Genomic DNA, 24,881 nt, shown 5'->3' on the forward strand with positions numbered 1-24,881 from the left:
GCATTAGTTATATTATCCCATCTACCATCCCATTAACGCAATTTTTTCACAACAACTATTTAAAAAATCACCCCTTAAATCCCTCTCCCATGTAATTGAGCCTAAAAAAAGTGCCATATCAAAGTTGATATGACACTTAAAAAAAGTATTTCTTTATGTATTTGGATGGTCCTTTAATACAATAAGATGTTCTTCCGTTATCCCCAAAACATCATAAACCTTTTGTAAAGTCGTTTCACGTACTTTTGTATCTCCACGTTCAATTCGACTTACCGTTTTCTGCGTTACATTTGCCTGTACCGCTAATTCAGATTGCGTAAGTCCAACTGACATTCTTTGTTTGAAAATCAGCTGACTACGCTTTTCTGCCATTACTTCTAACGGAGACTTACCTCCAACTTTCTCATCTCTTTCATAAAAATCAACAGTAACCATACGCTCCACCCCTAAAAGAAATTGTGTATTAACGATTCTTTTTTCAGCTACTTTAAAGTTGATTTGCCCCCGCAGTAAGTAGATATACTCTATGTTGTTTTATAGTCACTAACTGATAAAAAATCAGCTAGCGTCATGAGCAATTTTCTCTTCTAGCTTCTTCTGTAACGTAGCTAATTGTTCTTCAAGAAGATGCGTAAATTCTTCTCTTCCAGCTTTTCCTTTAGCCGTAATATAAATGGGTTCACCATAGATAAGGTAGCCCTTTTCACGAGCAAACACTTCACGCGGTGTATTCGGCCCAATATATGCAGCTGGTACAATAGGTGCTTTTGATAATTGAGCAATTGTAATCGCACCTTGCTTTAAAGAGTTTCCTTCCGCATTTCGTGTTCCGCTTGGGAAAATACCTACTACTTCACCTTCTTTTAACAACTTCATTGGTATTTTAATTGCACTTGGTCCTGGGTTATCACGATCTACAGGAAAAGCATTCATCTTCGTAATAAACCAACCTAGTAGCTTATGATCAAAAAGTTGCTTCTTAGCCATGAAATGAATAGGTTTCGGGTATATAGAAACACCAAGATTCAAAATATCAATCCAACCTGTGTGAGTACAAGCTACAACATAACCACCCTCTGTTGGCACATTGTGCTTGTCAAAAACTCTCACCTTATTAAATAAACCTAAAAACTTTACTACAAAAAGACCTACAAATCTATACACTTTTCTACTCCTTACTTGCACTATGAATATCTATCTTCAGCGATATCCATTTATTGCGATTGTTACTATTTTGAAGAGCTCTAATAATCTATACTAGAGAGAGTATCTACAAAAGAAATTATATTCAAACGATAGCAACGAATAGGTGGTTCATACATTGAATCCATAATTCTACATTCCCCTACCTATTATTGTAATCGATATTTATAAAATTTGTACCAAATGTACAAAAAAAGGTTATAATAAATTGTTTTTTCAAACATTTTAAGTTAAATGAGGTATGTTTATGCGGAATCGAGCAGCTGCTGTCATTATCTGCGAAGATAAAGTAGCTTTATTGAGAAGAAACAAAGGTCATGGTAACTATTATGTTTTCGCTGGGGGTGGAATTGAGCATGGCGAAACAGCTGAACAAGCAGCGATTAGGGAAACCTTTGAAGAACTAGGTGTTCACGTAAAGGTCATAGAATTACTCACAACCGTTCCATTCAATGGTACACAATATTATTTCACAGCTCAAATAATATCTGGCGAATTTGGCACAGGAAAAGGTGAAGAATTCACAAAATCTACAATTGAAGGCGGTACATATGAAGCTGTCTGGATACCCCTCACAAAAATAAATGAACTAGACGTACGCCCAATAGAAGTTGTGAGGATCCTTATGGATAATGATTCTACTGACTAAAAAAGCATCATACTGTCTAGAAAACTAGATGATATGATGCTTCTTCTTTATTTCATTTAGCGCATTTGCTTTACTAAAAATCCTCCATTGAGCTTACTTGGTTCATAAGAGATAACAAATGCCTTTGGCGATATGCCTATTATTGTTGCACGTAATTTTGCTTCATTTTTGCGCTTGGCTATTACTGTCATACTGATTTTCTTGCCATCTTTACCATCTGCAAACCATGAAGTGACGCCATACCCTTTAGCACGTAACTCTCCAACTAGTGCTGCTTCACTTGCATCTACTATTACTTCAAATAGTACATAGCCTAACGCCAGACGCTGTTCAATTAAACTTCCCGAATAAACACCTAATCCCCAACCTAGGCAGTAAGCAGCGATATTCCACGGATTATCCAAATTGTCTAATACAATCGTTAATCCCATCAAATAGATAAATACTTCTACCATCGAGAGCAGGGACGCAACTTTCGGATAGCCTTTAATGACCAAAATTAACCGTAGCGTTGTTAAAGTCATGTAAGAAATGTTAATCACAATGATTAGTAAAATCATTTCAATCATAGTTTTCAACTCCTAGTCGCATTCGAAATAGATTCTTTACATATTTTTATAGTTCCCGAAAAATAGCTTTATACACTTAAAAATGAAAGAAGCTACTTGTAAAAATAGTAGCCCCTTTCATATCAAATGATTTATTTATCTAGTTTTGTGATGTATTCCTTGTACAAGCTTGTGGACAAGCTGTGGAAAACTACTATCCAATGTTGCAAATGTATAACCTGCTGACTCTGCTTTTGAAGTTTCCATATACCAAGAATCCGGAATATTATAAGGTGAAATATTTTCCTGTTCCACTTCAGCTGAAACAATCGCCTTTTTACCAACTTCTTCTTCAATTATTTCTAGCATTTCTGCTAATGAATAGGTGCCTTTTAATGTTGCATTTATAGGCCCCGTAACATGCTCTTGCCCAACCCATTTTAAGAAGGTGCCAGCTTCATCAGATGAAATAAAGGACATACGTGCTTCTGTATTAATCATTCCTATTTCTTCCTCATTTTTCACATGCTCCACATGGAAAAGTAGTCTTTCTGTATAATCCTCTTCACCAATTACAATTGGGAATCGAACTGCTGTTACTGGAAACGTTGCTTTTTGGAAAAATACAGCTTCGGATAAACGTTTCCCTTCGCTATATGAAAATGCATGTTGATCTCCCATTTGAATTGGATAAGTATAAGGATCAAAATCCTCTTCTATCTTAGCAATTCCATCTGCTGCATACACGGATAATGTTGAAGTGAAAACATAATGCTTTACATTTTTATCAAAGATAGCACAAGCCACCGCTGCATCATCTGGTGAATAACAAATATTATCATATACAATATCCCATTGTTCACTACCTACTGCTGATTTAAGCACTTTGGCATTTAGTCTATCTACTGTGACTTGTCGTACCTTATCACCGAAGGGGTTTGCTAAATTTCCACGTGTAGCAATAGTTACATCATGTCCATCCTCTACTAACAATTCAACTAATCTCTTGCCAAAAAAACGCGTGCCACCTAGTACTAAAATTTTCTTCATAATCTCTCCCCCTTATGAAATTTCTACCATTCTTATTTTAGCAAATATTTCGTCATTTATATATTTTTAACTACAGCAAAGCCCCCTGTACAAAATGCACAAGGGGCTAGATATTATTTTTCTGCAACAGTAATGCTACCGTTATCTGTTTTTAAGGAGATTGGTAATAGACCATTGCCCAAGATTAATTTTTTCGTTTTCTCACCGAAAATTATACTCTTCCCCATATCCTTTTTAGTCTGAATCGTAGCATTATCTGGCTTTTCTTTTACGTATAATTGAATGCTACCATTGTCCGTTTCCAAAGAGATCGGTTTAGTGATAATAGGAATAAAAGCTTCAATACGGCCATTATCCGTTTCAGCTTCAATGGTACCTGTTACTTCTTGAATGTCGATTCGGCCATTATCTGTTTTAACCTTAACTGTCTCTGTTTGTACATGATGTAACTCTATACGTCCATTATCCGTCTCACCTTTTAATGTTTTACATTGAACATCTTTTAACGTAATACGGCCATTGTCAGTTTCTACATGTAAGTTTGTAGAGGCACTATCTGTTAATATAATTCGACCATTGTCTGATTCGATATGCATTAAAATAGCATGTAATTGTTCCGCTTTCGTTACACCATTATCGTTATCAATTCGAATCATATCATACATACGTTTAGGTAATTTAATCGTCACTTTAGGTGCGTTGCCGAATGTTAAAATTATGCCAAACGCGAACCATTTTTTCTTTTCTTTAATAACAATTTTAAGTGTATCTCCTACAATATCCATTGAAATCAACTTATTGCTTAGTTGATCTTTCATATCAACATATGCACGGTCATCTGGTGATGGAATAATATCTAAGTCTGCAAAATCAGCCTCTATACTTACTTTCGTAAAGTACTCCCCTTTAGGCTGTTCCTCCGTCACCTTCATATCCTCATCACCATAAGCCTTTAATAATTCCTCAGCAATATGTGCTGGCGTCCCAAGGGCATCAATGATTGCAGTATCTGTTTTCCCTTCACTACGTCCATTTGAAAAATACTCACGAAAATCCCGAATGATATCCTGTCTTTCATCTTGTTTTAAACAATCCAACTCTTTTTCTAGTGCTTGCAAATAACGTTCCTCATTCATTTTGTATCCCCCTCATGGATTAAATGATTTACTCCAGCAATAAATGAATCCCATTCTTGGCGTAATTCTTCTAGATAAATTAAACCTTGCTTTGTAATTTGGTAATACTTACGTGGCGGTCCTTCAGTTGATTCCTTTAAATAAGTGGTAAAATAGCCTTCTTTCGTGAGACGACGAAGCAATGGATAAACAGAGCCCTCTGAAATTTCAATTTGATGTGAAATAGCTTGCACTAGCTCATATCCATAACGATCCTGATTTTCAAGTAAAGCTAACACACATAAATTCAAGACACCCTTTTTAAATTGCACGTTCATACAGCTTCCTCCCTTCACTATTGTTTATTAAACAGTACTATAACATATGTCTATTGTTCATTGCAAGGTACTGAATTTAATAAAAAAGCTATCCTTTTTTTGTAGGGTAGCTCGTAACTAAACTATTGTATAAGAAACAACAAAAATTATTACTGCCGAAACACAATAAAACATCATGCCATTTGCTCGGTTTTTTTGAATTCCTGTACCCCGCTAAATACAATGACTAACCCTAGAGATAACATCATATATGAACTGAATAAAAAATCTTTTTTCACAAAGCATAAATTACAAGTAATAAAGTAATCACACTAAAAATAATACATCCTACCAACAGCCACATATATATCTCCGCCTATGAATAAAGCTTTCGTTCTTTATAGAAATACTTATATGAGACATTTATTAATATACTTACGCTTAGCAACACTACTATTGCTAATATTCCTAAAACAGTTTTGTCACCGATATCGCCACCAAATTTATACTCTTTAATACGAAGTAATAAATTCGTTAAATTTAATACTATCAAAAACAGAAGTGATGCACTTTGCTTTAAGTATGTTCCAAAAGTTTGCTTTCGCTCTTCAGTAATATCATGCCCTAAGGTTGGTATTGTTTCTCCCTCTTTATATTGCTTTGCCCAGATGAAAAAAGAACCGAAACGTTGTGTTGTTTTATGTTTTAGTTGCCATCCTGCTTCTTTATGCATATCGAAATAAGAAGGCTCTACTCGTTTTCTCATTTCGCAAACATAAGAGACTTTTTCATTTTGGCCATCTTCAAATATAAAGAAATCCCCATTTACTTTTACTAATCTATTACCTTGTGCAACCATTTCCATTAACCACTTATCTAACATTTTGGGAAAGTACACCCAATTGTTCTTCTTTTTTCTAAATACCTTTCCTGTTGCCTGCACCTGATCGATCGATGTATTAAAATATTTCTTTTCTAAAGCCTTTAATTGCCTTTTTAAAAAGAAACTTAACCTAATATTACTAACCGCTAAAATAATAATTGATATAGGAATCATCCACCAAATAGGTGCCAAATCTTCAAAGTCCAACATAAATAACATTAAACAAAACGGCATGAAAATGATAAATAGTATCCATGCGCTAATAATTGCAAAACGGCTCCATTTATCCTCGTGAAAACTAATACGTCTCAAAACACCATCTCTTGAGGGAAAGAGGGAAATAGATGGATGATTATTCTTCACGATAAGCCAATGCTTTGCTCTCACAACTTCATGCCACCCATTATTTTGTAGCGTTTTTGCCAATTGAGCTGACTTGCCATATTGGATTTGATAAATTGTTTCAATTGATGCGACTTTTTCAAATTGAAATAGGCGACTAAATCGTTGTATATGCGATAGTTGCAAACCATCATGCGCCATTTCAGCTAACCATTGCTCCGTCTCTTCAATGCGATAACTCCAAAACGGTCTCCACCTTTTTATGGTCACTCAAAAGCCCCCTTGTATTTTGCGACATTCACATACAATTCATTTAAACGCTTCATTTCATGTCTCATCAACGCTTTTCCACCATCTGTTATTTCATAAATTTTCTTACGCTTTTCATCTGCATACATGGTAATTATACCGTCACGTTCCATCTTAGTTAACGTTCCATAAATCGTTCCCGATCCAAGTTTTAAGCGATTATTTGTGACTTCTTCTACATGCTTAATAATTCCGTAACCATGCCTCGGTTTTGATAATGACAATAATATATAAAAAGCAGTTTCAGTCATGGGGCTATAACTTTTAATGATTTGCTCTATATTCATGCGATACCTCTTTTTACTCCAACTATGTCACATTTCGACTATATCACGCTGCGACATATTAAATCAACATTATTTTCCAAAAATAAAAAACTATCCCATTTTATCAGGATAGCCTTCTTAGCAGTTATGCTTTTTTATTCGAGTCTTGCTTTGCCAAAAATATAAAAAGTCCGATTAAGCTAATGATGTTCAAAATCGTGCCACTAATAAGTAATACCCATTGCATCGTCAAAGGTAAATTACGCGTCATACCAAATGTGATACTAAGGGAGCCAACAGCGATTAGCACCATGTATAATGGTAAACCTTTCAACAAATTACTTCGCCTCTTTATTTGAAAATTTCGGTTTTATTTATTTCGATAGTACCATGATAAATATGAACCTGCTAGTAAAAGAATGTTATTATTTCATTATTAAATACTATGTTTCTGCATGAAATTTTATATCTGCTCTTTTAGGTCAACTGATACACCGTTATTTCTAATAATTATTGTACAGCTGTTTCTAAAAAGCGAAATGCAATTCCGTTTTTATTTGCTTGAATTGAAGCCTGAATACCATTTGGTAAAATGAACATCGGATCTGTGTGACCAAAGTCAGCATTATAAACAATCGGGAAATCATATCCTTCTGTAGCTCTTTGTAGAATAGTGTGCAATAACCCATTATCGTGATTATCTCCAAAACCTACCGATGGGTGGAATCGTCCAATGACTAACGCAGAAATTTTATCAAATACTTGCATATGTCGGAGTTGCGTAAAATAGCGATCTATTGATTCTGGACATTCACCTTCATCATCTTCTAAACAGAGAATTGCTCCATCCACATTTGGAAAGTACTCCGTTCCTGCTAAAAGCAACATAACCCCAACGTTTCCTGCGATAATCTTGCCTCTTGCTTCCCCTTGTTTGAAAACTTGCATACCAGAGTTAAACTCTTTAACACGCTCCCTCGTATCTTCTTTGTCCCAAGATAATGATTCCAATACTCGGTATGATGAACTGTTAATCTCAACAGTATCTACTTCAACCAATGTTTTTTGAAAATAATTATATGTATAATCCATTAACCCATTTAATTCACCGAACTGAGGTAAAATCGCTGGTCCCAAATATGTAACAAGTGATGTTTTTTCATATATAGCGATATTCAAAGCTGTAATATCACTATAGCCCATCAATATTTTGGGATTTTTTTTAATTAGTTCATAATCGATTTTATCTAGTAATTGATGTGAACAGGTTCCACCAATTGTCGTAATAATCGCATCAATTTTTGGATCACTAAACATCGCATGTAAATCAACCAATCTTTCATCTACTGTGCCAGCCATATAGTGGTCGCTCTTTGTCGCATGCTCACCAATAGCTACTTTATAGCCCATTTTCTTAATCGCTTCAATTCCTCTCTGCAAACGACCGGGACAATCAGCTGCTATGCCTGACGATGGCGCAATAATTCCGATTGTACTACCTACCTTTAACCTTTTCGGCTTAATATTATCTATGACAATTCCCCCCTACAAAAATACTTTTACATATTCTATCACTAAATTCAGAATAGTCTACTTCAAAATAAAAAAAACCACTAGAGCAGCTTTTTTTGAAAGTATCATTTTGTTCCAATAGAAATTTTTCCATTTTCGTTCACTTCAACAAATCGGCCGTCTTTCAACTGAATCAACAATGGATAACTAACTGCTTCTTTCGTCGAAAAATACCATATTCTCTTAGTAGGCGCTAATAAAAAAAATGCCCCATCTTCCCTTTCGCCTAAAAAATTTAGAGCATTCGATTCTAATGGCTCCTCATCTGTTAGGGTAATACCAATTTTTTGTAATTCATTACCAACCTTCAAAACATCATCTGTTGTAACATTTATTTCACTAATATTTAATAGATTCCTTGCTGAAAAAGGTTCAGTTAGTTTGGTTTGTGGAGAAGTGCCATAACGTGAAATCAGCTCAACAATATTACCAGAAGGATCTTCGAAGTAGCATGAGAATGCTTTAGCTGATTCAAAATGTACTTCATCATTACCTTCTTCATCATTATTTAAAGATACTAATTGCATAATCCATTTTTTGGCTTCTCGAAATAAATTACTAGGTATATTGAGTGCAAAGTGATAAAACGGCATACCTTTCCCTTCATATTCTTTAAGTTCTAAAATACTTGTACCAACAGCTATTTCAAAACTATTAATACTTTCGGTTAAAAGTCCAAAGCCTAATTTCTCCACATAAAAATTCTTCGTTTCTTCTAAATTTGAACTATACAAACTCACTTTTTGGATAATCATCACATGCCCTCCAATCGATACTTCCATCATATGTTAATAGCATTAGTGTTTTATACCATCAATTGGATGAAATCTCTTTCCTACTATTGAATGAGAAAAGGACTGCTAAAATGTCATATAATCATCCTAGCAGTCCCTTTAGATAATCGGTTTTTAAAGCTTCACTACCCACTTTTCATCATCCAACGCTTGTGGCAATAGGACGAGGGAAATACCCGATAACTGTTGGGCGTATTTCTGCTGAACAATTTTAAAGGTAAGTACTTCTGTCACAAAAAAGTATTTCGCATATGCTTGCTTACTGTTCAGTGTTCTAAAATCGTGCAACATCCCACCCTTTTGGTGTGGACCAAAATCATTAGGTAAAGCGGGTATAACTGTTCTTAAAGTTGCTAAAATCCGATTACCTTCTGTAGTTGTTTCATCATATGTAAAGGTACTTGAATCTTGTTGAGTTTTATCTGCTGAAAAAGATGGTATATCATATTTCCCTATTAGAAACTCTATTACTAACTGAGAGGCTAGTAAATTCATGTCTTGCTCAATATTACCTAACATTCTTTTCCACGATCGAACGACATCAAACTGCTCTTGTAACTCTTCGGCTGCAAAGCGACGATGTGAATTGTGTACAAAGAAGGTCTGAATCAAATCCATTTTAGCAGTCATCCTTTGAAAAAAATCAAATTCTTCCTGCTCTACATTTAAGGCTCTTTCTTTATTTGTACTCATTTCTTCCTTTACTACTTTATTCTTTTTCTTTGTTAAGATTTCACGAGATACTTTCACGAACTCAACAGATTTTCCAAATTGAACCTCATCTACTCGAAACCCTGCCTCTAGCCATGCAGCAGCTTGCACATATGTACCACTTCTAGTATTTCCCCACCAAGCATGATAAGTATAGGCTGAACGAGGTAATGTCACCGTCAATATCTGTTCAATCTCCTCAAAAGTTAGTACAACACGACGTTCTTCCTGCCTTTTTAAATAATTGAATAAAGGTAAGTATTTTCCCTGTACTAGTGTTGTTTCCATCATCCATTACTCCCCACTCGGATAAAATTAAACAATATATTAGTACATTTTATCATATATTATACAGAAATTTCTAAAAATTCAATATATATTATATTTTATATAAAACGAAAAACGTGTTATAAATCCTTCAAAGGATTTATAACACAAAATATAATATTACTTTTTCTTTTGGTCTTTTAAAAACGTTTCATATAACGGTTTAAGTGTTTTTGAATTGACGTCGATGTCATTTTCGTACGCATACTTCACTGCATAGCCTAGTGCGATTGTCATTCCGCCTGCAACACTCGCACCAGCTACAGTACCTGCTCCTGGTACAAATTTTACTATTTGGCGGAAAATTGTTTTCCCAACATTACCAACAATCGTTGCGATAATCATTTCCTTAGCTTTATCTTTAGAGATAGGCTTTCCGTATAGGGTAGATAACTTCAGCATCATACCTACTTGTAAAGTCGTTAATGGTACGAAATCAGCACCTGGAATCGGCACTGCTCCAATCGCAGCTGCTGATGCACCTGCTCCTAAAATCCACTTTTTAGCAGTAGCAGACTTATCAGCCATGTGAGCTGCCATTAAAATGTCTTTTTTTTTGACCTCTAAAAGCTTTAGCACCTTTTCTTGTAACATGGACATATTTTCACCTGTGCGAGAAGAAATCGGTGTCACCGCATACTCATAATTTGTATGGTCCTGTACATATTTCACAAGGCTTGGTATATCATCAGCAGCATCAATTTTGTTAAGTACTAGAATAATGTCTTTATTGACCGCACTTATTTTCTTTAGTGAAGCAAGCTCAGTCTCTGAAAGAACAGTACCCGCTGCATTAAGGAAAAATAACACGACATCTGCCTCGTGGAAAAAACTCATCGTTAAATCCGAGTTTTCACTTTTAATATCGTCAAGCCCTGGAGTATCGACGAATACAATTTTATCTTTGTATATATACTTTTTAATTTGTTGTGTTTCACCAGGATTTGCTCCTACTGGTGCCACATCGTCACCCATTAATTTGTTTACTGTTGAGGATTTCCCAGCGTTTACATCACCTATCATGGCTATCAAAATTTCACGATCCAGCTGGGCATTAATTTCTTCTGACTTTTCTTCAAAAATACGATCAAATTCTGCATCTGTAAAAGGTTGACTTGAGTTCATCTGTTAAAACCTCCTGAAGGTTGGACAATACTTCTCATATTTTAAAGCTATAACAGACCTACAAAGAATGCAAACTTTTTACTTTTTTGTACTTTTAGATAACCGCCTTTATCTGCAAATCGCTTACATTTAGTCTGACCATTCTAATAACGAAAGTAAATTTGTAGACTAGTGGCTCCTAAATTAAATTAGTATTTTAAATTTAGATACATAACATCCACTTTTCTCTACAAAAAGTGCACTATTTTTCCTACTGCAACATCAGATGAATTATGAAAAACTAAAAAGCCCAAGCTCGGTACAATACCAGGCTTGGGTCTTCAAAATCAGTTGTTTTTTTCAGTATAATAAGTAGTTAGCTCATTATAATATTTGTTTAATGAAGATGGGGAAACCTCAAATTTTTCAGAGATTTCTTTCACTGTCATTCCAAGTGGTTCAAATAATTTTTGTTCTTCACCAAAACGAATGGCACCTGCCGCAATTGCAACAGCCTTACGCGCTTTCGGTTGGCGCTCTACAACATAATCTTCTACAATTTCAAGAACTGGTCTTGGGTCTTGTCCTTTGCCTTCTAAAAACTCTAGCACACGTAAAAATACGTCCGCTTCAAAATCCGTAAATTCTCCGCCTTCAAAGCCAGCTTCACCTAGCTCTCTCCAGAAGTCCAGGCTATTTTCTTTCCAATAAGCTTCTTCGTCTAAAGTCGATTGTGCTTTAAAAGTATCTGCTAAATTTCCGAATACAGATTGATGATCTTTCGGGAAGAAAATCATACTAGATACCGCTAAATAATGCGATTCTTTATTTGAGCCGTCTGGTAAGATAAAGCAAAATACATGCACACCTACAGGAACAGGCTTGTCACTTTCCCGACGCAAATGTACAACTTCATCTGTTAAAATATTTCGTACCACCATATAATTCTCTTCAATTGCTGTTACTTCAGCAACCATCATTGTTGGATGCTCCCAAGTGTTTAATACAGTTAAAGTCGATGGGCGTACTATTTCTTTTTTCATTTTTTGCAAATATCCTTGCCAAATATCCGTTCTATCATGGAAGAAATATGCATCTAATGCAATGGCTTCAATCATATCTTCTAATAAATATTTGCCGACTGCATCATGCCATTTCTTCGCTACTTCAGCAAACTCAGGAATGTCGCTACGTAACGGATACTTATCATAAAATGTTTGCAATACTCGTTCTAATTCTTCTGCGTATACGGATTCTACTGTGACTGCTTCTTTCTTCTCACAGCATTTTTTGTATTTCTTACCACTACCACATGGACACGGTTCATTACGTCCGGGCATTCTAACACGTCCTTTATCATTTAAGTGCTTTTTTAGCATACCATCTTTCATGAAATTGCAAAAGGTTACACTATAATTAGCATTTTCATTACGTCGACTGAAAATCCTGTCGATTTATGGTATGGTTCTTATATGAAAAAATTAATTCCTTTACTCATATTAATGTTAGTCATTTTCATCTCATCTAGTCAGAGCTATGAGCAGCAAACTATCGTACCAACATTACGTGAGTGGTTTCCAAATGAACCATTAAGACCTCTATTATCCCTATTGGAAATTCCCTATTGGGGCATAATTGTATCAGTAGATGAGCGCGGCTATTATTACTTTTTAGAATTCTTAATCCGAAAAGCTGCACACTTTGGCATGTTCGGATTGATAGCGATAACAATATTTATTGCTTTACCTAAACATAAATTCCGCCTATTCACCGCAGCCCTTCTGACATTTTCATTAGCGGCACTTGATGAACTTCATCAATATTTTACAACCGGTCGAACAGCTACTTTTCAAGATGTAATGTTAGATACAGCTGGTGCTGTCACATTTCTCATCCTTTTAAAATGCATACTAGTATTAACACGAAGAAAATCCGTAGAAGCTTAATGCCTCTACGGATTTTCACTTTATATAGAAGCTGAACTAAAACCAACTGTTTATCTCATGACTTTCTTTTTGCTATCTGTTGAATCGGATCCCAAACTCCGTTATAAGGCGGTGCATAGGCAAGATCCAAATCCAATAAGTCATTCAGCGTCATCTCGTGATAAAGTGCTGTAGCAAATACATCAATACGTTTATCTACACCATTTCCACCTATAATCTGTGCTCCGTACAATTTCTGCGTCGTTTTTTCATAGATAAATTTCAATTGCATTTCCTGGTTTCCAGGATAGTAACCAGCAATATCTTTCGCTTTTTGCTTATGTGTTTCGTAATCGAATCCCAGCGTCTCTGCCTCTTTTTCAGATAATCCTGTTCGACCTAAAGTTAGATGAAAGAACTTCACAACAGAGGTCCCTACGATGCCCTTGAACGTATTTGCACCACCAGCCATATTCATGCCTGCAATACGTCCTTGCTTATTTGCTGTAGTGCCAAGTGGGATATAATCATCCTTTTGCTTAATTCGATGAAAATGACTTGCACAATCACCAGCGGCATAAACGTTTTCTAGACTTGTCTCCATATACGGATTTACCAGAATCGCACCCTTAGGTGTCATATGCATACCGGTTCCATCAAGAAAGTTTGTATTAGGTTGTACACCAATTGCTGCTAGTACAAAATCAGTCTCATACTCTCCCCTGTCCGTCACAACTGTTTGCACATGACCTTCACCATTAAAGCCTTTCACTTCTTCATTGAAAATTAATTCAACCCCATTTTGTCTTGCCTCTTCATGAATGAGCTCTGCCATATCTTGATCAAATATATTAGCTAACTGATTACCAAGTTGAATAATACGTACCTTTTTGCCAAGTTCCGCTAAACTTTCAGCCATTTCTAAGCCTATGTAACCACCTCCAATGATAGTTACCTGTTTAACAGAATCATTCAAATCATTTAAAATCGCCTTTGTATCAGGAATAGTTTTTAACGTATGAATCCCAGCTAAGTCAGAACCCTCAAAGTCAGGGAAGATAGGGTTAGCACCAGTAGCAATAAGTAAACGGTCATATGGAATATGGAAGGTTTCATCCTTCTCAAGCACAACACCAGATACCGTTTTCGCCTCTGAATTGATATTTGTTACATTATGTCCTGTTCTAGCATCAATACCATATTTCGTTCGAAAAGTTTCTACACTCCGTGCGATCACATTGTCTGTCGATGGGATTCGTCCATCAATAACATAGGGCAAACCACATTGTCCATAAGAGTAAATATGCCCCTTATCCAATGTCGTTACTTCCGCTTGTTTATCGCGACGTACAATTTCCATAGCTGCGCTCATACCTGCAGCATCCCCGCCAATAATTACATATTTCATAATCATTCACCTCTGCTTCCATTATTCCCATTCTATGCGCAATAAAACTACTTATTGCATTTTGACTTCTTTAGTTCTATCTACATACCAGCTGTAAAACTCAGATGCAGCCTCGTTAGGCACATCAAGAAGCTCCTTATGCAGCACTGGTTTTGCTCGGTTTACCGTTTTAATTGAAGCTAACTTGAAGTACCGTTGCAACTTCGACCGTTCTGTCTTCACTTCAATAACTTGACTACGCTTTGTAATAAATAATACGGTAGAAAATCCACCTGTTTTCATTTGAATAAATGACTGATTCAGTAAATATCGGCTATTTTTATAATCTAATATTCGTGAAGAGTATATAATTAGAAGTAATACTACAGAAACCCACCACAATGAAGGCTTGAAATACCAAATTAATGCCGTTGCAATAAGCCAAATATAGCTTGGACGAATCATACGAATCCAAAATGCTTTTTTCGGCAATTCATGCATACTTTCTACTACTTGATAATCTGGAAGTAACTCACTTATCAATGTATATGCCTTTCTCACTGGTAAAAATGGATAAAGCGTATTCGACTCTACCTCCCCAATTGTAGTGTTTCCAGCACTAATTAGCTTTACCTCAGCTAGTCCGAGAATTCTCTTCATGAAAGATTGCGAAATCTCAACAGCCTGTATCTTCTCTTTACGTATTGAAAAAATTGATTCATCTAAGACACCTTTTTTAATATAAACCTTCTGATTATCCGATGAAATTTCATACTTGCCATACTTAATAAAGGTATGAACCATACCAATTGCAATGGAAATAAGTAGAACGCCAATTAAAATAGCTGCTAAGATTGCCCAACCCCATTTCAAAGCATTTGTCACTTCATCTCTAAATACATCGAGTTTAACAACATCATCCAGTTTAAAAATCATTGGAATTAAAATTAAAAAACTAAGTGAAGTAAAAGACGCCTTCACCAAATCTTTTTTTGTCGGTGTAAAATGAATCATTTTTTCATCTTTCTTCTCTGGCTCTAAAACCACAACCTGCTCTTCAGGCAATCCATCCGATGATTGTCCAATAATTTTCTTCTGTTCACGAGTTTCTGTAACTGCGCTCTCTATACTTTCTGCTTCTATTCTAGAAATTACGTCAAATGTAATGGAGCTTTCATCACCAACAGTTGCTGTTTCTAGAGTTAATGACGTCACTTTAAAAATTTTATGAAAAACAGTCGTTTGGCGTTGGACATTCTGCACTTTTAAAAATGGAATAGTCCGCTCACTTTTCGAAAAAATTCCCGACTTAATATAGAAAGCATCATTCTTTATCACATATCTATATGTTATCCATTTACCAATACTTAAAAAAAGCATGATTACAACATAGGTCAAGAATATCCATTTCGCTGTTTGAATCCACCATTTTTCAGAACCCATATTTAATAAAAAAAGAAATATAAAAAAGATTATATTACTTTTAATTAGTTTATACAGATCGAATATTAGTACAAGCGAATGTAATCTTTTCAATGGTTGCGTCATCATTCCACTTCCTTAATTTTTGCATAATGCGCAATTTGATCACGCAATTCAAATGCCTCTTTCTCAGAAATGGCAGGGATTACATGTTCTGTTCCCATAGTACCAATCTGAATTGAAAACAAATCGTATTTGCGCATTAATGGCCCTTGAATTAACTCTACAGACTGTACCTTTGTCATTGGAACTAATTCATTAACTTCTTTAAAAGCCCCGTACTTTAATTGAATAAATTCCTCATTTACATCATAACGCCAATACTTTTGCATAAAAGTTGGTTTAAACAAGATTTCCCAAATTGCAGTAAAGACAGTTAATACTATCAAACCTAAGACAATCCAACCAATCCATTCTTTCCACTCAAAGTGAATATGTAAATAGTAGAGGACTCCAAGTACAGCAATAATTCCTGCATTTGTTAATGTTTCAGTCATACGCCAAACCTTTACAGCTTCTCTAGAAATACATCGCTGTGGCGCTTCAATCTTTAAATACATCCAACCACTCCTTCTTTACTATTACGTCTTATATAAGGAAAAAGTTTCTAAATAAAATATCCCCCGCTAAAAAACAGCGGAGGACGATTTTACATTTTCCCAATTAATATGTCTAAATCAATCGTAATTTCGGTTAAGTTTGTAGCAGCTACATCACTTTTTTGATGCCACCCCATTGGTGTCATATGCATTAATAATGGCACCAATTCTTTATTTATTTCTATTGTTTGTGTAATACGCTTTACTTCAACCTCAAGAAAATTCTCCTTGAACCGTTCGACAATAAGCTCATTTGAATAAGATTCCTTTTCAGATTCCGCAAAGAATAAAGCACGTAATTCCTGTAAATATCCACTTTGTGGTACGACTTTAATAACCAACCCATTCGGCTTCAAAAGTCGCTTAAACTCCGTGTAATTGGCAGGTGATAAAATATTCAATATCGCATTAAAGCTTTCTTGTTGATATGGACTTTTTGCTAGGTCACCGACACACCAAATCATGTCAGTATAATGCCGCCCTGCTGCAATAATTCCTTCTTTTGCGATATCAATACCTACTCCAACAAAACTGGTATCAGATTGCTCTTGGAATTTATTTTTAATACTTGCTAAATGTGACCCTTCCCCGCAACCCGTATCGAGTACAGCAACATTAGTATTCATCTGCTTTAGTAAATCACAAATAGCTGTATGCATCGGTGCATATAATCCACTTTCAATAACCAGCTTACGCGCTTCAAATAAATCTTTGCCATACATTGAAGTCGCAGCATGCGTCATGAAATTTACATAGCCTTGCTTTGCAATATCAAAAGAATGTCGATTATCACAAGCAACACTACAATCCTCGGTCACCGTCATCTCATCCCCACAAACTGGACAAGCGAACAGGGCTCGATTCTCACTCATATAATTAGCACTCGCTACTTTTCTCGGCAATGCCATGCCAAACACCTCGTTCATTAATCTTCTTTACCAAGTATACAAAACAAAGTGTTGCTTGGCTAAGGATAAAATTAGAAGGGGTGTACATAGGCTTGATCATGTCGATTGTTCTCCAAATTATCATAGGTAAATATCTAGATAACAGTAATTCTTTATAACAATGAATAACCTCCTACAATTAAAAAACGCTGATAACTCCAAGTCATCAGCGATTTACTCTATCTATTAAGTTTAAAATAACGCTTCAAACGTGAGTTCACCAAACACGATAATAGCAATAGTTTATTGTTTAGAGTCCTTTACACTAGCATGTGTTATAACGCTACCTATTTCTGTGACTACTAATTTATCGCTAAAAAAATCACTTCTAATGCCATTATTTCGTTTTATCAGGCGCAACGAGAGCATATCTTTCCCAGCGACGACTTTTCCATCTAAAGAAAACGAGAATAGCTCGGAACCATTCATCCGCCGCAATTGCCAACCATACACCTATTAAACCCATATCTAATTGGAATACAAGTAAATAACCAAGTGGTAAGCTCATGCAAACCATTGAGAAAAATCCGATGACTAATGGATATTTAGCATCACCTGAAGCACGCAATGAATTGATAATCGTAATATTAAATGTACGTCCTGTTTCTAATAAAATACTACACACTAACACTGCCGCACCAATTTTTATAACTTCTGGATTATCAGTAAAGAGACGCATTAGTGGATAGCGGAAAATAACCACCACTGTGACCATCACTAAAGTAAATATAATCGCCCATTTCAGACTAACCCACAATTGTTTATACGCTACATCCTTTTCATTGGCACCAACGTATCGACCAACCATAATCGCAGTTCCTGTTCCAATCGCTATGGCAAATAAATAGGTGAACATTGAAATATTATAAGCGTATTGCCGAGCTGCTAGTGATTCTGCACCTAAATACGTCACGTAGTATAAAAAGACAATTTGACAACCTTGGTACATCACTTGCTCAAATGCAGATGGAAGTCCAATTTGCAAAATCTTACCGATATATTCTTTTGATAATGACACGTAGTATTGAAATTTAATACGTACCTCTAGTGCTTGGTACAATAGCCAGAAGAATACTAGTAGAGCCAAAACACGACTGACGACTGATGAAATTGCCGCACCTTGCACCCCTAGTTCAGGGAAGCCAAATTTACCGAAGATCAAAACATAGTTCCCTATTACATGAAAAATATTCATTCCAAGTGATACATACATAGTCTGTTTCGTCCAACCATGCACACGAATGATCGCTGCTAACGAGTTGATGATTGCTTGTAGGAAAATAGCTCCCCCAACAATGAATAAATATTTACTAGCATACTCAAGCACATCACCTTGTAAATTCATTGCAATCATAATATTTTTCGAGAAAATCACGAAAGCGACGCTCATTATTAAACCAATAACTAAATTCAAGGAAACGGCTAGTGCTGAAATTTTGGCTGCTTCCAAATAACGCTTAGACCCTAAATATTGAGCAACAACAATCGATGCCCCGTTTCCTATTACTTCTAAAACTAAAATTGCTATATGAATATATTGATTGGCTGCTCCTACTCCTGATACTGCATCATCAGACAATGCGCTCAGCATAAATGTATCAGCAAGCCCCATCAACATAAATAAAAATACTTCTAAAAAAATCGGCCAAGTTAAATGAAATAAATTTAATTTCACTTCAGGCCCTTTCACTGTTGCCGTTGTGCCCATCTAAACACCTTGCTTCCCACTATAAAATTCAGATAATTTGTATCTTAACATAGAAATCAGCTCATATCTATGGCTTAATGCCATTTATTACAATCTATTTACTTTGCTTAATTACACCTTGCTAATTCCATTATTTATGTTATATTGATGTTGAAAACTAAATCGCTTTTTAACCACTAGGGGAGTCATATAATTGGCTGAGACGCAGAGTGTTGCGGACCCTTGGAACCTGATCTGGCTCATACCAGCGGAGGGAAGTGGCGCTATCAGTCTATTTTGTTTTATTGAAAATGATTGCTCGCCGCCTACTGACACAGATCAGGGGCGGCTTTTTGTTTTCAAAAACAAATGAATTTGGGGTGCATAAAGATGACATTTTGTGAAGAAGTAAGACAAGAGTGTAATGATTTATGGGAAGGTAGCTTTCAACATCCGTTTGTAAAATCATTAGCAGCAGGTACTTTACCACTCGACATTTTCCAATATTACGTACAACAAGATGCTTATTATTTAACCCACTTTGCAAAGGTGCAAGCACTAGGAGCAGTAAAGGCAAATGATTTACATACTACACAACGTTTTGCCAAACATGCTGAATCAACATGTATTGCTGAATTGTCACTTCATGAGCAATTTTTTACTATGTTAGAAATTACAGATGAAGAGCTTGCTGCATTTGAGCCCGCACCGACAGCATATGAATATGTATCTCATATGTATCGCGCTACAAACAATGGTGATTTAGCTGATACTCTCGCTGCAATACTTCCTTGCTACTGGCTTTACTATGAAATTGGCGAACGCCTAAAAGATTCAAAACCTAATCACCCTATTTATGATAAATGGATTCAAACATATGGCTCTGAGTGGTTCGGAGAATTAGTAGAAGAACAAATTAATCGCATGAATGACCTTGCCAAAGACTTACCCCCTGCACGTATTCAACAACTAAAAGAACATTTCCGTAAAAGTAGTTATTATGAATGGCATTTCTGGGAAATGGCTTGGACGAAACAACAATGGACAATTGGACATTACGAAAAGGAGCTGACTAAATAATGGGTCAACAACCTTTTCTTGAAAAGTTACGTGTCGAAAAACCGCTAGTCCATAATATTGCCAATATCGTTGTTTCCAATTTCCAAGCTAATGGTCTCCTCGCACTAGGTGCTTCTCCTATGATGGCGGAGGGAATCGAGGAAGTAGCTGAAATGGCTGCTCTTGCAGACTGTACAGTTCTTAACATCGGTACACTTGATCAAGGAACTGTTTTATCCATCATTGAGGCAGGTAAAAGTGCCAATAAAAAAGGTATTCCTGTTGTTCTTGACCCAGTTGGCGTAGGTGCTAGTGTGTTTCGTAAGAAATCCGTGACAACCATTTTAAAGGAAGTTCAAGTTACGGCTATCCGCTGTAATGTAGGTGAACTTGCTACACTCGGTAATATCGAATGGCAATCAAGGGGAGCTGATGCTGGTGAAGGTCAAATAGATGTACAACTAACTGCTAAACAAGTTGCTAAACGGCTTAACTGTATTGTTGCAGTCACTGGGTTTGAGGATACCGTAACCGATGGCCAAACGACAATTCAAATTGATGGTGGGCATGACTTAATGCCACTAATTACAGGCTCCGGGTGCTTGCTTAGCGCGGTGACAGGTGCATTTCTTGCTGTTTCAGATGGCCATCATTTGCAAGCAACAGCTAATGCTCTATCATTTTACAAACAAGTTGGAGAAAGAGCTGCAAAAACAGCCATTGCTCCAGGCACTTTTGCAGTTGAAATGATTAACAGTTTATATTCTCTTACTTCAGAAAATTTACGTAACAATATGAAAATCGTAGAAAAAGAGGATATTCAAATATGACAAGTGTTGCTATGACAATTGCAGGTTCTGATAGTGGTGGTGGGGCTGGTATCCAAGCAGATTTAAAAACATTTCAAGAACTTGGTGCATTTGGTACATCTGCAATCACAGCAGTGACTTCACAAAATACACTAGGCGTTCACGACGTTTATGCCGTAGCAGTTAACAATGTTATCAGCCAAATAAAAGCTGTCCTTGATGACTTTCAAGTAGGAGCTATTAAAACAGGCATGCTTTTTTCAGCAGAAATCATCCACGGAGTAGCTGAAACATTAAAAAGTTATGATCTACCAATGCTCATCATTGATCCAGTCATGATTGCAAAAGGTGGTGCATCACTTCTATTAAATGAAGCTGTACACTCTATGAAAACTGAGCTACTACCACTTGCAACCATTATTACACCTAATATTCCTGAAGCTGAAGTACTCACAGGTTTAACGATTCACTCAGATAGTGATGTAGAGAATGCTGCAAATCGGCTAATTACAATGGGCGCTAAAGCCGTTGTCTTAAAAGGTGGGCACCGCGATACAAAAGATTATGCAGAGGATTTATTTTTATCAGCAAAAGGCGAACGATTCATTATGCGTTCTGAAAGAATCGACACGAAAGATACACATGGTACAGGCTGTACATTCTCAGCAGCTATTGCAGCTCGTTTGGCACAAGGTTTCACTGCTTCGGATGCCGTAATTGATGCGAAATATTTTATCCAAGCCGCTATAAAGAATGGACTACAATTGGGTGCTGGCCATGGACCTACAAATCATTGGGCCTATCGTGAAATTTCAGAAAAGGCCCGAAAGGAAGTTATGATCATTGAATAGAGAACAACTTCAATTATATTTCATTATGGGGAGTCAAAATGTCGAAGAACACGATCCAATCGTTGTTTTAGAAGAAGCTCTTCGTGGTGGCATTACCTTATTTCAATTCAGAGAAAAAGGAGAAAATGCGCTCACCGGGGAAGATAAAATAAATTTTGCTAAAGCATGCAAAGCCCTGTGTAAAAAATATAATGTACCTTTCATTATCAATGACGATGTAAATTTAGCAATCGCTCTAGATGCAGATGGTGTGCACGTCGGCCAAGATGACGCTAACGCAATTGCAATCCGAGAAAAGATTGGTCTAGATAAAATTCTAGGTGTCTCTACTCATTCATTAACAGAGGTAACCGCTGCAATAAATGCAGGAGCTGATTACGTAGGCATTGGTCCAGTCTACGCTACTACCTCTAAGTCAGACGCTAATTCCCCTGCTGGTACAATATTAATTGAACAAACAGCTGCTACTTATCCCTCTCTACCTATTGTTGGTATTGGTGGTATAACAATAGATAATTGTCAAACTGTTATCAGAGCAGGAGCAGATGGCGTTTCACTCATCTCTGCTATCGCAACACATGAAGAACCATTTGTAGCCACACGACAACTACTTCATGTCTTACAACAGGTGGCGAAAATTTCATGACTTCACGCAAAACGACTATAGCCATGTTTGTCGCTATTGCCGTTGCCGGATCTGTTTTTGTATCATTTCCAGCAGGTATTGCACGTGCATATCCTGTTCAACATGCTGTAAATGTTCTAGCTGCTGTAATGCTAGGACCTGGCCCAGCTGTTCTTATTGCATTTCTTACTGGGCTTGTCCGAGTAATAACCGGCACTGGTTCCTTACTCGCCTTTCCCGGTAGTATGATTGGAGCTTTTTTAGCAGGTGTGCTCTACAAACATTACGGTAAAGTATGGCTAGCAGCTGTAGGAGAAGCTATTGGTACTGGCATACTCGCTTCATTTGTTGCAGTACCATATGCCAAAATTTTAATGGGCACTTCAGTTACTGCTCTATTCTTTATGCCCGTTTTCCTTGTATCAAGTGTTAGCGGTGCTTTGCTTGGTTGCATTATCTCGGTTCGCCTAAAAGAAACAAAATTTGCTCATCAACTACAAAAGCACTAAATATGCCACAAAAAAACTGTCCACAATCTCATTTGATTGTTAGACAGTTTTTAATTTAGGATAAGTAACTTAAAACTAGTCCTACCGACAATAAAAATCCAAAGAATGTATTCGTCAGTGCAGTGGATTTCATTGCAATCCCCTGTTTAGCTGGATCATTTACGCCTTCTTTAAAGGCCTTAATTGCCTGTATTGGTTTCGGAATACTTATTAATACAACAAGTAACCATGGACTAACCGTCCCAATAATAACAAGTACAATTATCCATAGATATGACACGATAAATGAAAGCGCTAGTAAATTCACAGCCTTTTCACGACCTAAAAGGATTGCTAATGTTTTACGTCCTCCAATTGTATCTTCCTTAATGTCACGGATGTTGTTCGACATATTAATGCCTCCAACTAATATCCCAAGTGGAATTGACACCAAAAGACTTGTCATACTAACCGTTCCAGCTTGTATAAAGTATGAAATTAATACAAATCCAATTCCCATACTAAGACCTGCAAACAACTCCCCAAACGGTGTATATGCAATCGGGTAAGGTCCACCGGTATATAAATAACCGATTGCCATTCCTACCGCACCTATTGCAACAAGCCACCAACTACTATTCATACAAATAAAAATACCAAGTACAACAGCAACTCCATATAACGATAGTGCAAAAGCTAGTACTGTAGAAGGTTTAGTACCATGACGTACAAGTGCACCACCAATCCCTACAGAATCAGCTGTATCTAATCCACGTTTGAAATCATAGTATTCATTGAATAAATTTGTTGCAATTTGTAGTGCTAAACAGCACACAAGCATTGCTACAAATAATCGCAAGTCTATTCTTACATCAAACACAGCAAGTACTGTCCCAAGAATGACTGGTACGAATGTCGCCGTTAATGTATGTGGACGAGTAAGTTGCCACATCAACTTCGCTGTACTAATCTCTTCTATATTTTGATTACGATTTTGACTCATAATCGACTTCCTTTCATATTAAACTACAACTACTCTATATTAACTGATTTTCAGATATCGCGCCAAAGGAGAAATTTCTAATCAAATGAGTAGAAACCTTATAGATTACTTGATTCGCATAAACGACAAAAAAAGCTGCTCCTAAGTCATACTTAAGAGTAGCTTTAAAATCCATAACTTATTTAAAGACTTTCACTCGGTCTTCAACAGGAGAAAATTGTTTTTCTCCAGCTGCAACAACCGGTTTACCAAAAGGCATTTCAGCTAGTAACTTCCAGTCTAAAGGAATATTCCACTCGCTTTTCACTTCATCATCAATTAATGGGTTGTAATGCTGTAATGAGGCACCAAAACCTTCTTGTTCAAGTGCAGTCCATACTACATATTGCACCATACCTGACGATTGTAAAGACCAAATTGGAAAGTTATCCGCATATGAAGGGAATTTCTCTTGCAAGCCCTTTACAATTGATTGGTCTTCAAAAAATAGCACTGTACCATAGCCTGCACCGAACATATTCATTTTTTCTTCAGTCGGCGCGAAATCATTAGCTGGTACAACTTGGCGTAAAGTTTCAGTTGTAATGCTCCATAATTTTGAATGTTGCTCACCTAACAAAACAACTGCACGTGCTGTTTGAGAGTTAAAAGAAGACGGTGTATGTTTTACTGCATGTTCAACGATTTCCTGTATACGTTCATCAGATACGATGGCTTCATTATTAATTACATATATGCTACGACGTTCCTCTACAGCTGTTGCAAAATCTTTTTTAGTCATTTTAAATCCTCCAATTAATGTATATTTCTTAACTAAAATCAATTATGA

The 24,881-nt window shown here is 36.4% G+C and carries 28 protein-coding genes and 1 riboswitch; of the genes, 7 read left to right on the forward strand and 21 right to left on the reverse strand.

Annotated elements, in window-relative coordinates:
* Nucleotides 1-153 precede the first annotated feature (153 nt).
* Nucleotides 154-435 (reverse strand): helix-turn-helix transcriptional regulator, encoded by a 282-nt coding sequence (locus BK137_RS11520; RefSeq protein WP_038186329.1) that lies wholly within the window; start codon nt 433-435, stop codon nt 154-156.
* A 123-nt stretch (nt 436-558) separates the two neighbouring features.
* Nucleotides 559-1,164: a lysophospholipid acyltransferase family protein gene (locus BK137_RS11525; protein ID WP_038186330.1), complete on the reverse strand. Its 606-nt coding sequence runs from the start codon at nt 1,162-1,164 to the stop codon at nt 559-561.
* Between the two features lie 286 nt (nt 1,165-1,450).
* Between BK137_RS11525 and BK137_RS11530 the strand changes: the two genes are divergently transcribed.
* Entirely contained in the window at nt 1,451-1,852 is a 402-nt protein-coding gene (locus BK137_RS11530; RefSeq protein WP_038186332.1) for an NUDIX hydrolase, read from the forward strand.
* A 56-nt stretch (nt 1,853-1,908) separates the two neighbouring features.
* Here the strand turns inward: BK137_RS11530 and BK137_RS11535 are convergent, their stop codons facing one another.
* The 12 genes from BK137_RS11535 to BK137_RS11590 all read right to left on the reverse strand — a co-directional run bounded on the left by BK137_RS11535 (nt 1,909) and on the right by BK137_RS11590 (nt 12,530).
* Nucleotides 1,909-2,421, reverse strand: coding sequence for a DUF2179 domain-containing protein (locus tag BK137_RS11535; protein WP_038186334.1), 513 nt, complete (start codon nt 2,419-2,421; stop codon nt 1,909-1,911).
* Between the two features lie 135 nt (nt 2,422-2,556).
* Nucleotides 2,557-3,450 (reverse strand): NAD-dependent epimerase/dehydratase family protein, encoded by an 894-nt coding sequence (locus BK137_RS11540; RefSeq protein ID WP_038186335.1) that lies wholly within the window; start codon nt 3,448-3,450, stop codon nt 2,557-2,559.
* 113 nt (nt 3,451-3,563) lie between these two features.
* Entirely contained in the window at nt 3,564-4,586 is a 1,023-nt protein-coding gene (locus BK137_RS11545) for a DUF4097 family beta strand repeat-containing protein (protein WP_038186338.1), read from the reverse strand.
* Nucleotides 4,583-4,903 carry a PadR family transcriptional regulator gene (locus BK137_RS11550; RefSeq protein ID WP_038186340.1) on the reverse strand — a complete coding sequence of 107 codons (321 nt, stop codon included), beginning with the start codon at nt 4,901-4,903 and terminating at the stop codon, nt 4,583-4,585. Before BK137_RS11550 ends, BK137_RS11545 begins: the two co-directional genes overlap by 4 nt.
* A 355-nt stretch (nt 4,904-5,258) precedes the next feature.
* Nucleotides 5,259-6,377 carry a DUF2812 domain-containing protein gene (locus BK137_RS11555; RefSeq protein ID WP_038186342.1) on the reverse strand — a complete coding sequence of 373 codons (1,119 nt, stop codon included), beginning with the start codon at nt 6,375-6,377 and terminating at the stop codon, nt 5,259-5,261.
* Entirely contained in the window at nt 6,374-6,703 is a 330-nt protein-coding gene (locus BK137_RS11560) for a PadR family transcriptional regulator (RefSeq protein ID WP_038186345.1), read from the reverse strand. Before BK137_RS11560 ends, BK137_RS11555 begins: the two co-directional genes overlap by 4 nt.
* 124 nt (nt 6,704-6,827) lie before the next feature.
* Nucleotides 6,828-7,019, reverse strand: coding sequence for a hypothetical protein (locus BK137_RS11565; RefSeq protein ID WP_038186346.1), 192 nt, complete (start codon nt 7,017-7,019; stop codon nt 6,828-6,830).
* A 173-nt stretch (nt 7,020-7,192) separates the two neighbouring features.
* Nucleotides 7,193-8,221 carry a S66 family peptidase gene (locus BK137_RS11570; RefSeq protein ID WP_327192131.1) on the reverse strand — a complete coding sequence of 343 codons (1,029 nt, stop codon included), beginning with the start codon at nt 8,219-8,221 and terminating at the stop codon, nt 7,193-7,195.
* Nucleotides 8,222-8,319: 98 nt separating this feature from the next.
* Nucleotides 8,320-9,009, reverse strand: coding sequence for a VOC family protein (locus tag BK137_RS11575; protein ID WP_038186350.1), 690 nt, complete (start codon nt 9,007-9,009; stop codon nt 8,320-8,322).
* A gap of 153 nt (nt 9,010-9,162) precedes the next feature.
* The gene (locus BK137_RS11580; RefSeq protein WP_051448743.1) at nt 9,163-10,047 is read right to left on the reverse strand and encodes a DUF7662 domain-containing protein; all 885 of its coding nucleotides are present in this window, start codon (nt 10,045-10,047) and stop codon (nt 9,163-9,165) included.
* A 159-nt stretch (nt 10,048-10,206) separates the two neighbouring features.
* The gene (locus BK137_RS11585; protein ID WP_038186351.1) at nt 10,207-11,211 is read right to left on the reverse strand and encodes a GTPase; all 1,005 of its coding nucleotides are present in this window, start codon (nt 11,209-11,211) and stop codon (nt 10,207-10,209) included.
* Between the two features lie 326 nt (nt 11,212-11,537).
* Entirely contained in the window at nt 11,538-12,530 is a 993-nt protein-coding gene (locus BK137_RS11590; protein WP_038186606.1) for a YecA family protein, read from the reverse strand.
* A 132-nt stretch (nt 12,531-12,662) separates the two neighbouring features.
* On the opposite strand from BK137_RS11590, the gene BK137_RS11595 reads away from it, so the two are divergent.
* Nucleotides 12,663-13,136, forward strand: a complete 474-nt coding sequence (locus BK137_RS11595; protein ID WP_038186352.1) for a VanZ family protein — start codon at nt 12,663-12,665, stop codon at nt 13,134-13,136.
* A gap of 55 nt (nt 13,137-13,191) precedes the next feature.
* On the opposite strand, the gene BK137_RS11600 is transcribed toward BK137_RS11595, so the two are convergent.
* The 5 genes from BK137_RS11600 to BK137_RS11620 form a co-directional block, all read right to left on the reverse strand.
* Entirely contained in the window at nt 13,192-14,523 is a 1,332-nt protein-coding gene (locus BK137_RS11600; protein WP_038186355.1) for an FAD-dependent oxidoreductase, read from the reverse strand.
* Between the two features lie 51 nt (nt 14,524-14,574).
* Nucleotides 14,575-16,050: a PH domain-containing protein gene (locus tag BK137_RS11605; protein WP_038186356.1), complete on the reverse strand. Its 1,476-nt coding sequence runs from the start codon at nt 16,048-16,050 to the stop codon at nt 14,575-14,577.
* Complete coding sequence (locus BK137_RS11610; protein WP_038186358.1) at nt 16,050-16,544, reverse strand: PH domain-containing protein; 495 nt, start codon at nt 16,542-16,544, stop codon at nt 16,050-16,052. The genes BK137_RS11605 and BK137_RS11610 overlap by 1 nt, the downstream gene beginning before the upstream one ends.
* Nucleotides 16,545-16,633: 89 nt before the next feature.
* Nucleotides 16,634-17,491: a putative RNA methyltransferase gene (locus BK137_RS11615; RefSeq protein WP_051448744.1), complete on the reverse strand. Its 858-nt coding sequence runs from the start codon at nt 17,489-17,491 to the stop codon at nt 16,634-16,636.
* 376 nt (nt 17,492-17,867) lie between these two features.
* Nucleotides 17,868-19,238, reverse strand: coding sequence for an MATE family efflux transporter (locus BK137_RS11620; protein ID WP_038186360.1), 1,371 nt, complete (start codon nt 19,236-19,238; stop codon nt 17,868-17,870).
* A gap of 168 nt (nt 19,239-19,406) precedes the next feature.
* Nucleotides 19,407-19,511, forward strand: a riboswitch (TPP riboswitch).
* Nucleotides 19,512-19,607: 96 nt separating this feature from the next.
* Between BK137_RS11620 and tenA the strand changes: the two genes are divergently transcribed.
* From tenA to thiW, 5 genes are read left to right on the forward strand one after another with little or no spacing between them, the layout of a single operon-like run.
* Nucleotides 19,608-20,297 (forward strand): thiaminase II, encoded by a 690-nt coding sequence (tenA, locus tag BK137_RS11625; RefSeq protein ID WP_038186362.1) that lies wholly within the window; start codon nt 19,608-19,610, stop codon nt 20,295-20,297.
* Nucleotides 20,297-21,106, forward strand: coding sequence for a hydroxyethylthiazole kinase (gene thiM, locus BK137_RS11630; RefSeq protein ID WP_038186364.1), 810 nt, complete (start codon nt 20,297-20,299; stop codon nt 21,104-21,106). Before tenA ends, thiM begins: the two co-directional genes overlap by 1 nt.
* Nucleotides 21,103-21,936, forward strand: coding sequence for a bifunctional hydroxymethylpyrimidine kinase/phosphomethylpyrimidine kinase (thiD, locus tag BK137_RS11635; RefSeq protein WP_038186366.1), 834 nt, complete (start codon nt 21,103-21,105; stop codon nt 21,934-21,936). The genes thiM and thiD overlap by 4 nt, the downstream gene beginning before the upstream one ends.
* Nucleotides 21,929-22,582, forward strand: a complete 654-nt coding sequence (gene thiE / locus BK137_RS11640; RefSeq protein ID WP_038186374.1) for a thiamine phosphate synthase — start codon at nt 21,929-21,931, stop codon at nt 22,580-22,582. The genes thiD and thiE overlap by 8 nt, the downstream gene beginning before the upstream one ends.
* Nucleotides 22,579-23,070: an energy coupling factor transporter S component ThiW gene (gene thiW / locus BK137_RS11645; protein WP_038186376.1), complete on the forward strand. Its 492-nt coding sequence runs from the start codon at nt 22,579-22,581 to the stop codon at nt 23,068-23,070. Before thiE ends, thiW begins: the two co-directional genes overlap by 4 nt.
* A gap of 55 nt (nt 23,071-23,125) precedes the next feature.
* Here the strand turns inward: thiW and BK137_RS11650 are convergent, their stop codons facing one another.
* Together BK137_RS11650 and BK137_RS11655 are read right to left on the reverse strand one after the other, a co-directional pair.
* Entirely contained in the window at nt 23,126-24,052 is a 927-nt protein-coding gene (locus BK137_RS11650; RefSeq protein WP_038186378.1) for a 1,4-dihydroxy-2-naphthoate polyprenyltransferase, read from the reverse strand.
* 178 nt (nt 24,053-24,230) lie between these two features.
* On the reverse strand, nt 24,231-24,833 hold the full coding sequence (locus BK137_RS11655; protein WP_038186380.1) for a nitroreductase family protein: 603 nt from the start codon (nt 24,831-24,833) through the stop codon (nt 24,231-24,233).
* Nucleotides 24,834-24,881 lie beyond the last annotated feature (48 nt).

The organism is Viridibacillus arenosi (assembly GCF_001955655.1).
GTDB classification, from domain to species: domain Bacteria; phylum Bacillota; class Bacilli; order Bacillales_A; family Planococcaceae; genus Viridibacillus; species Viridibacillus arenosi.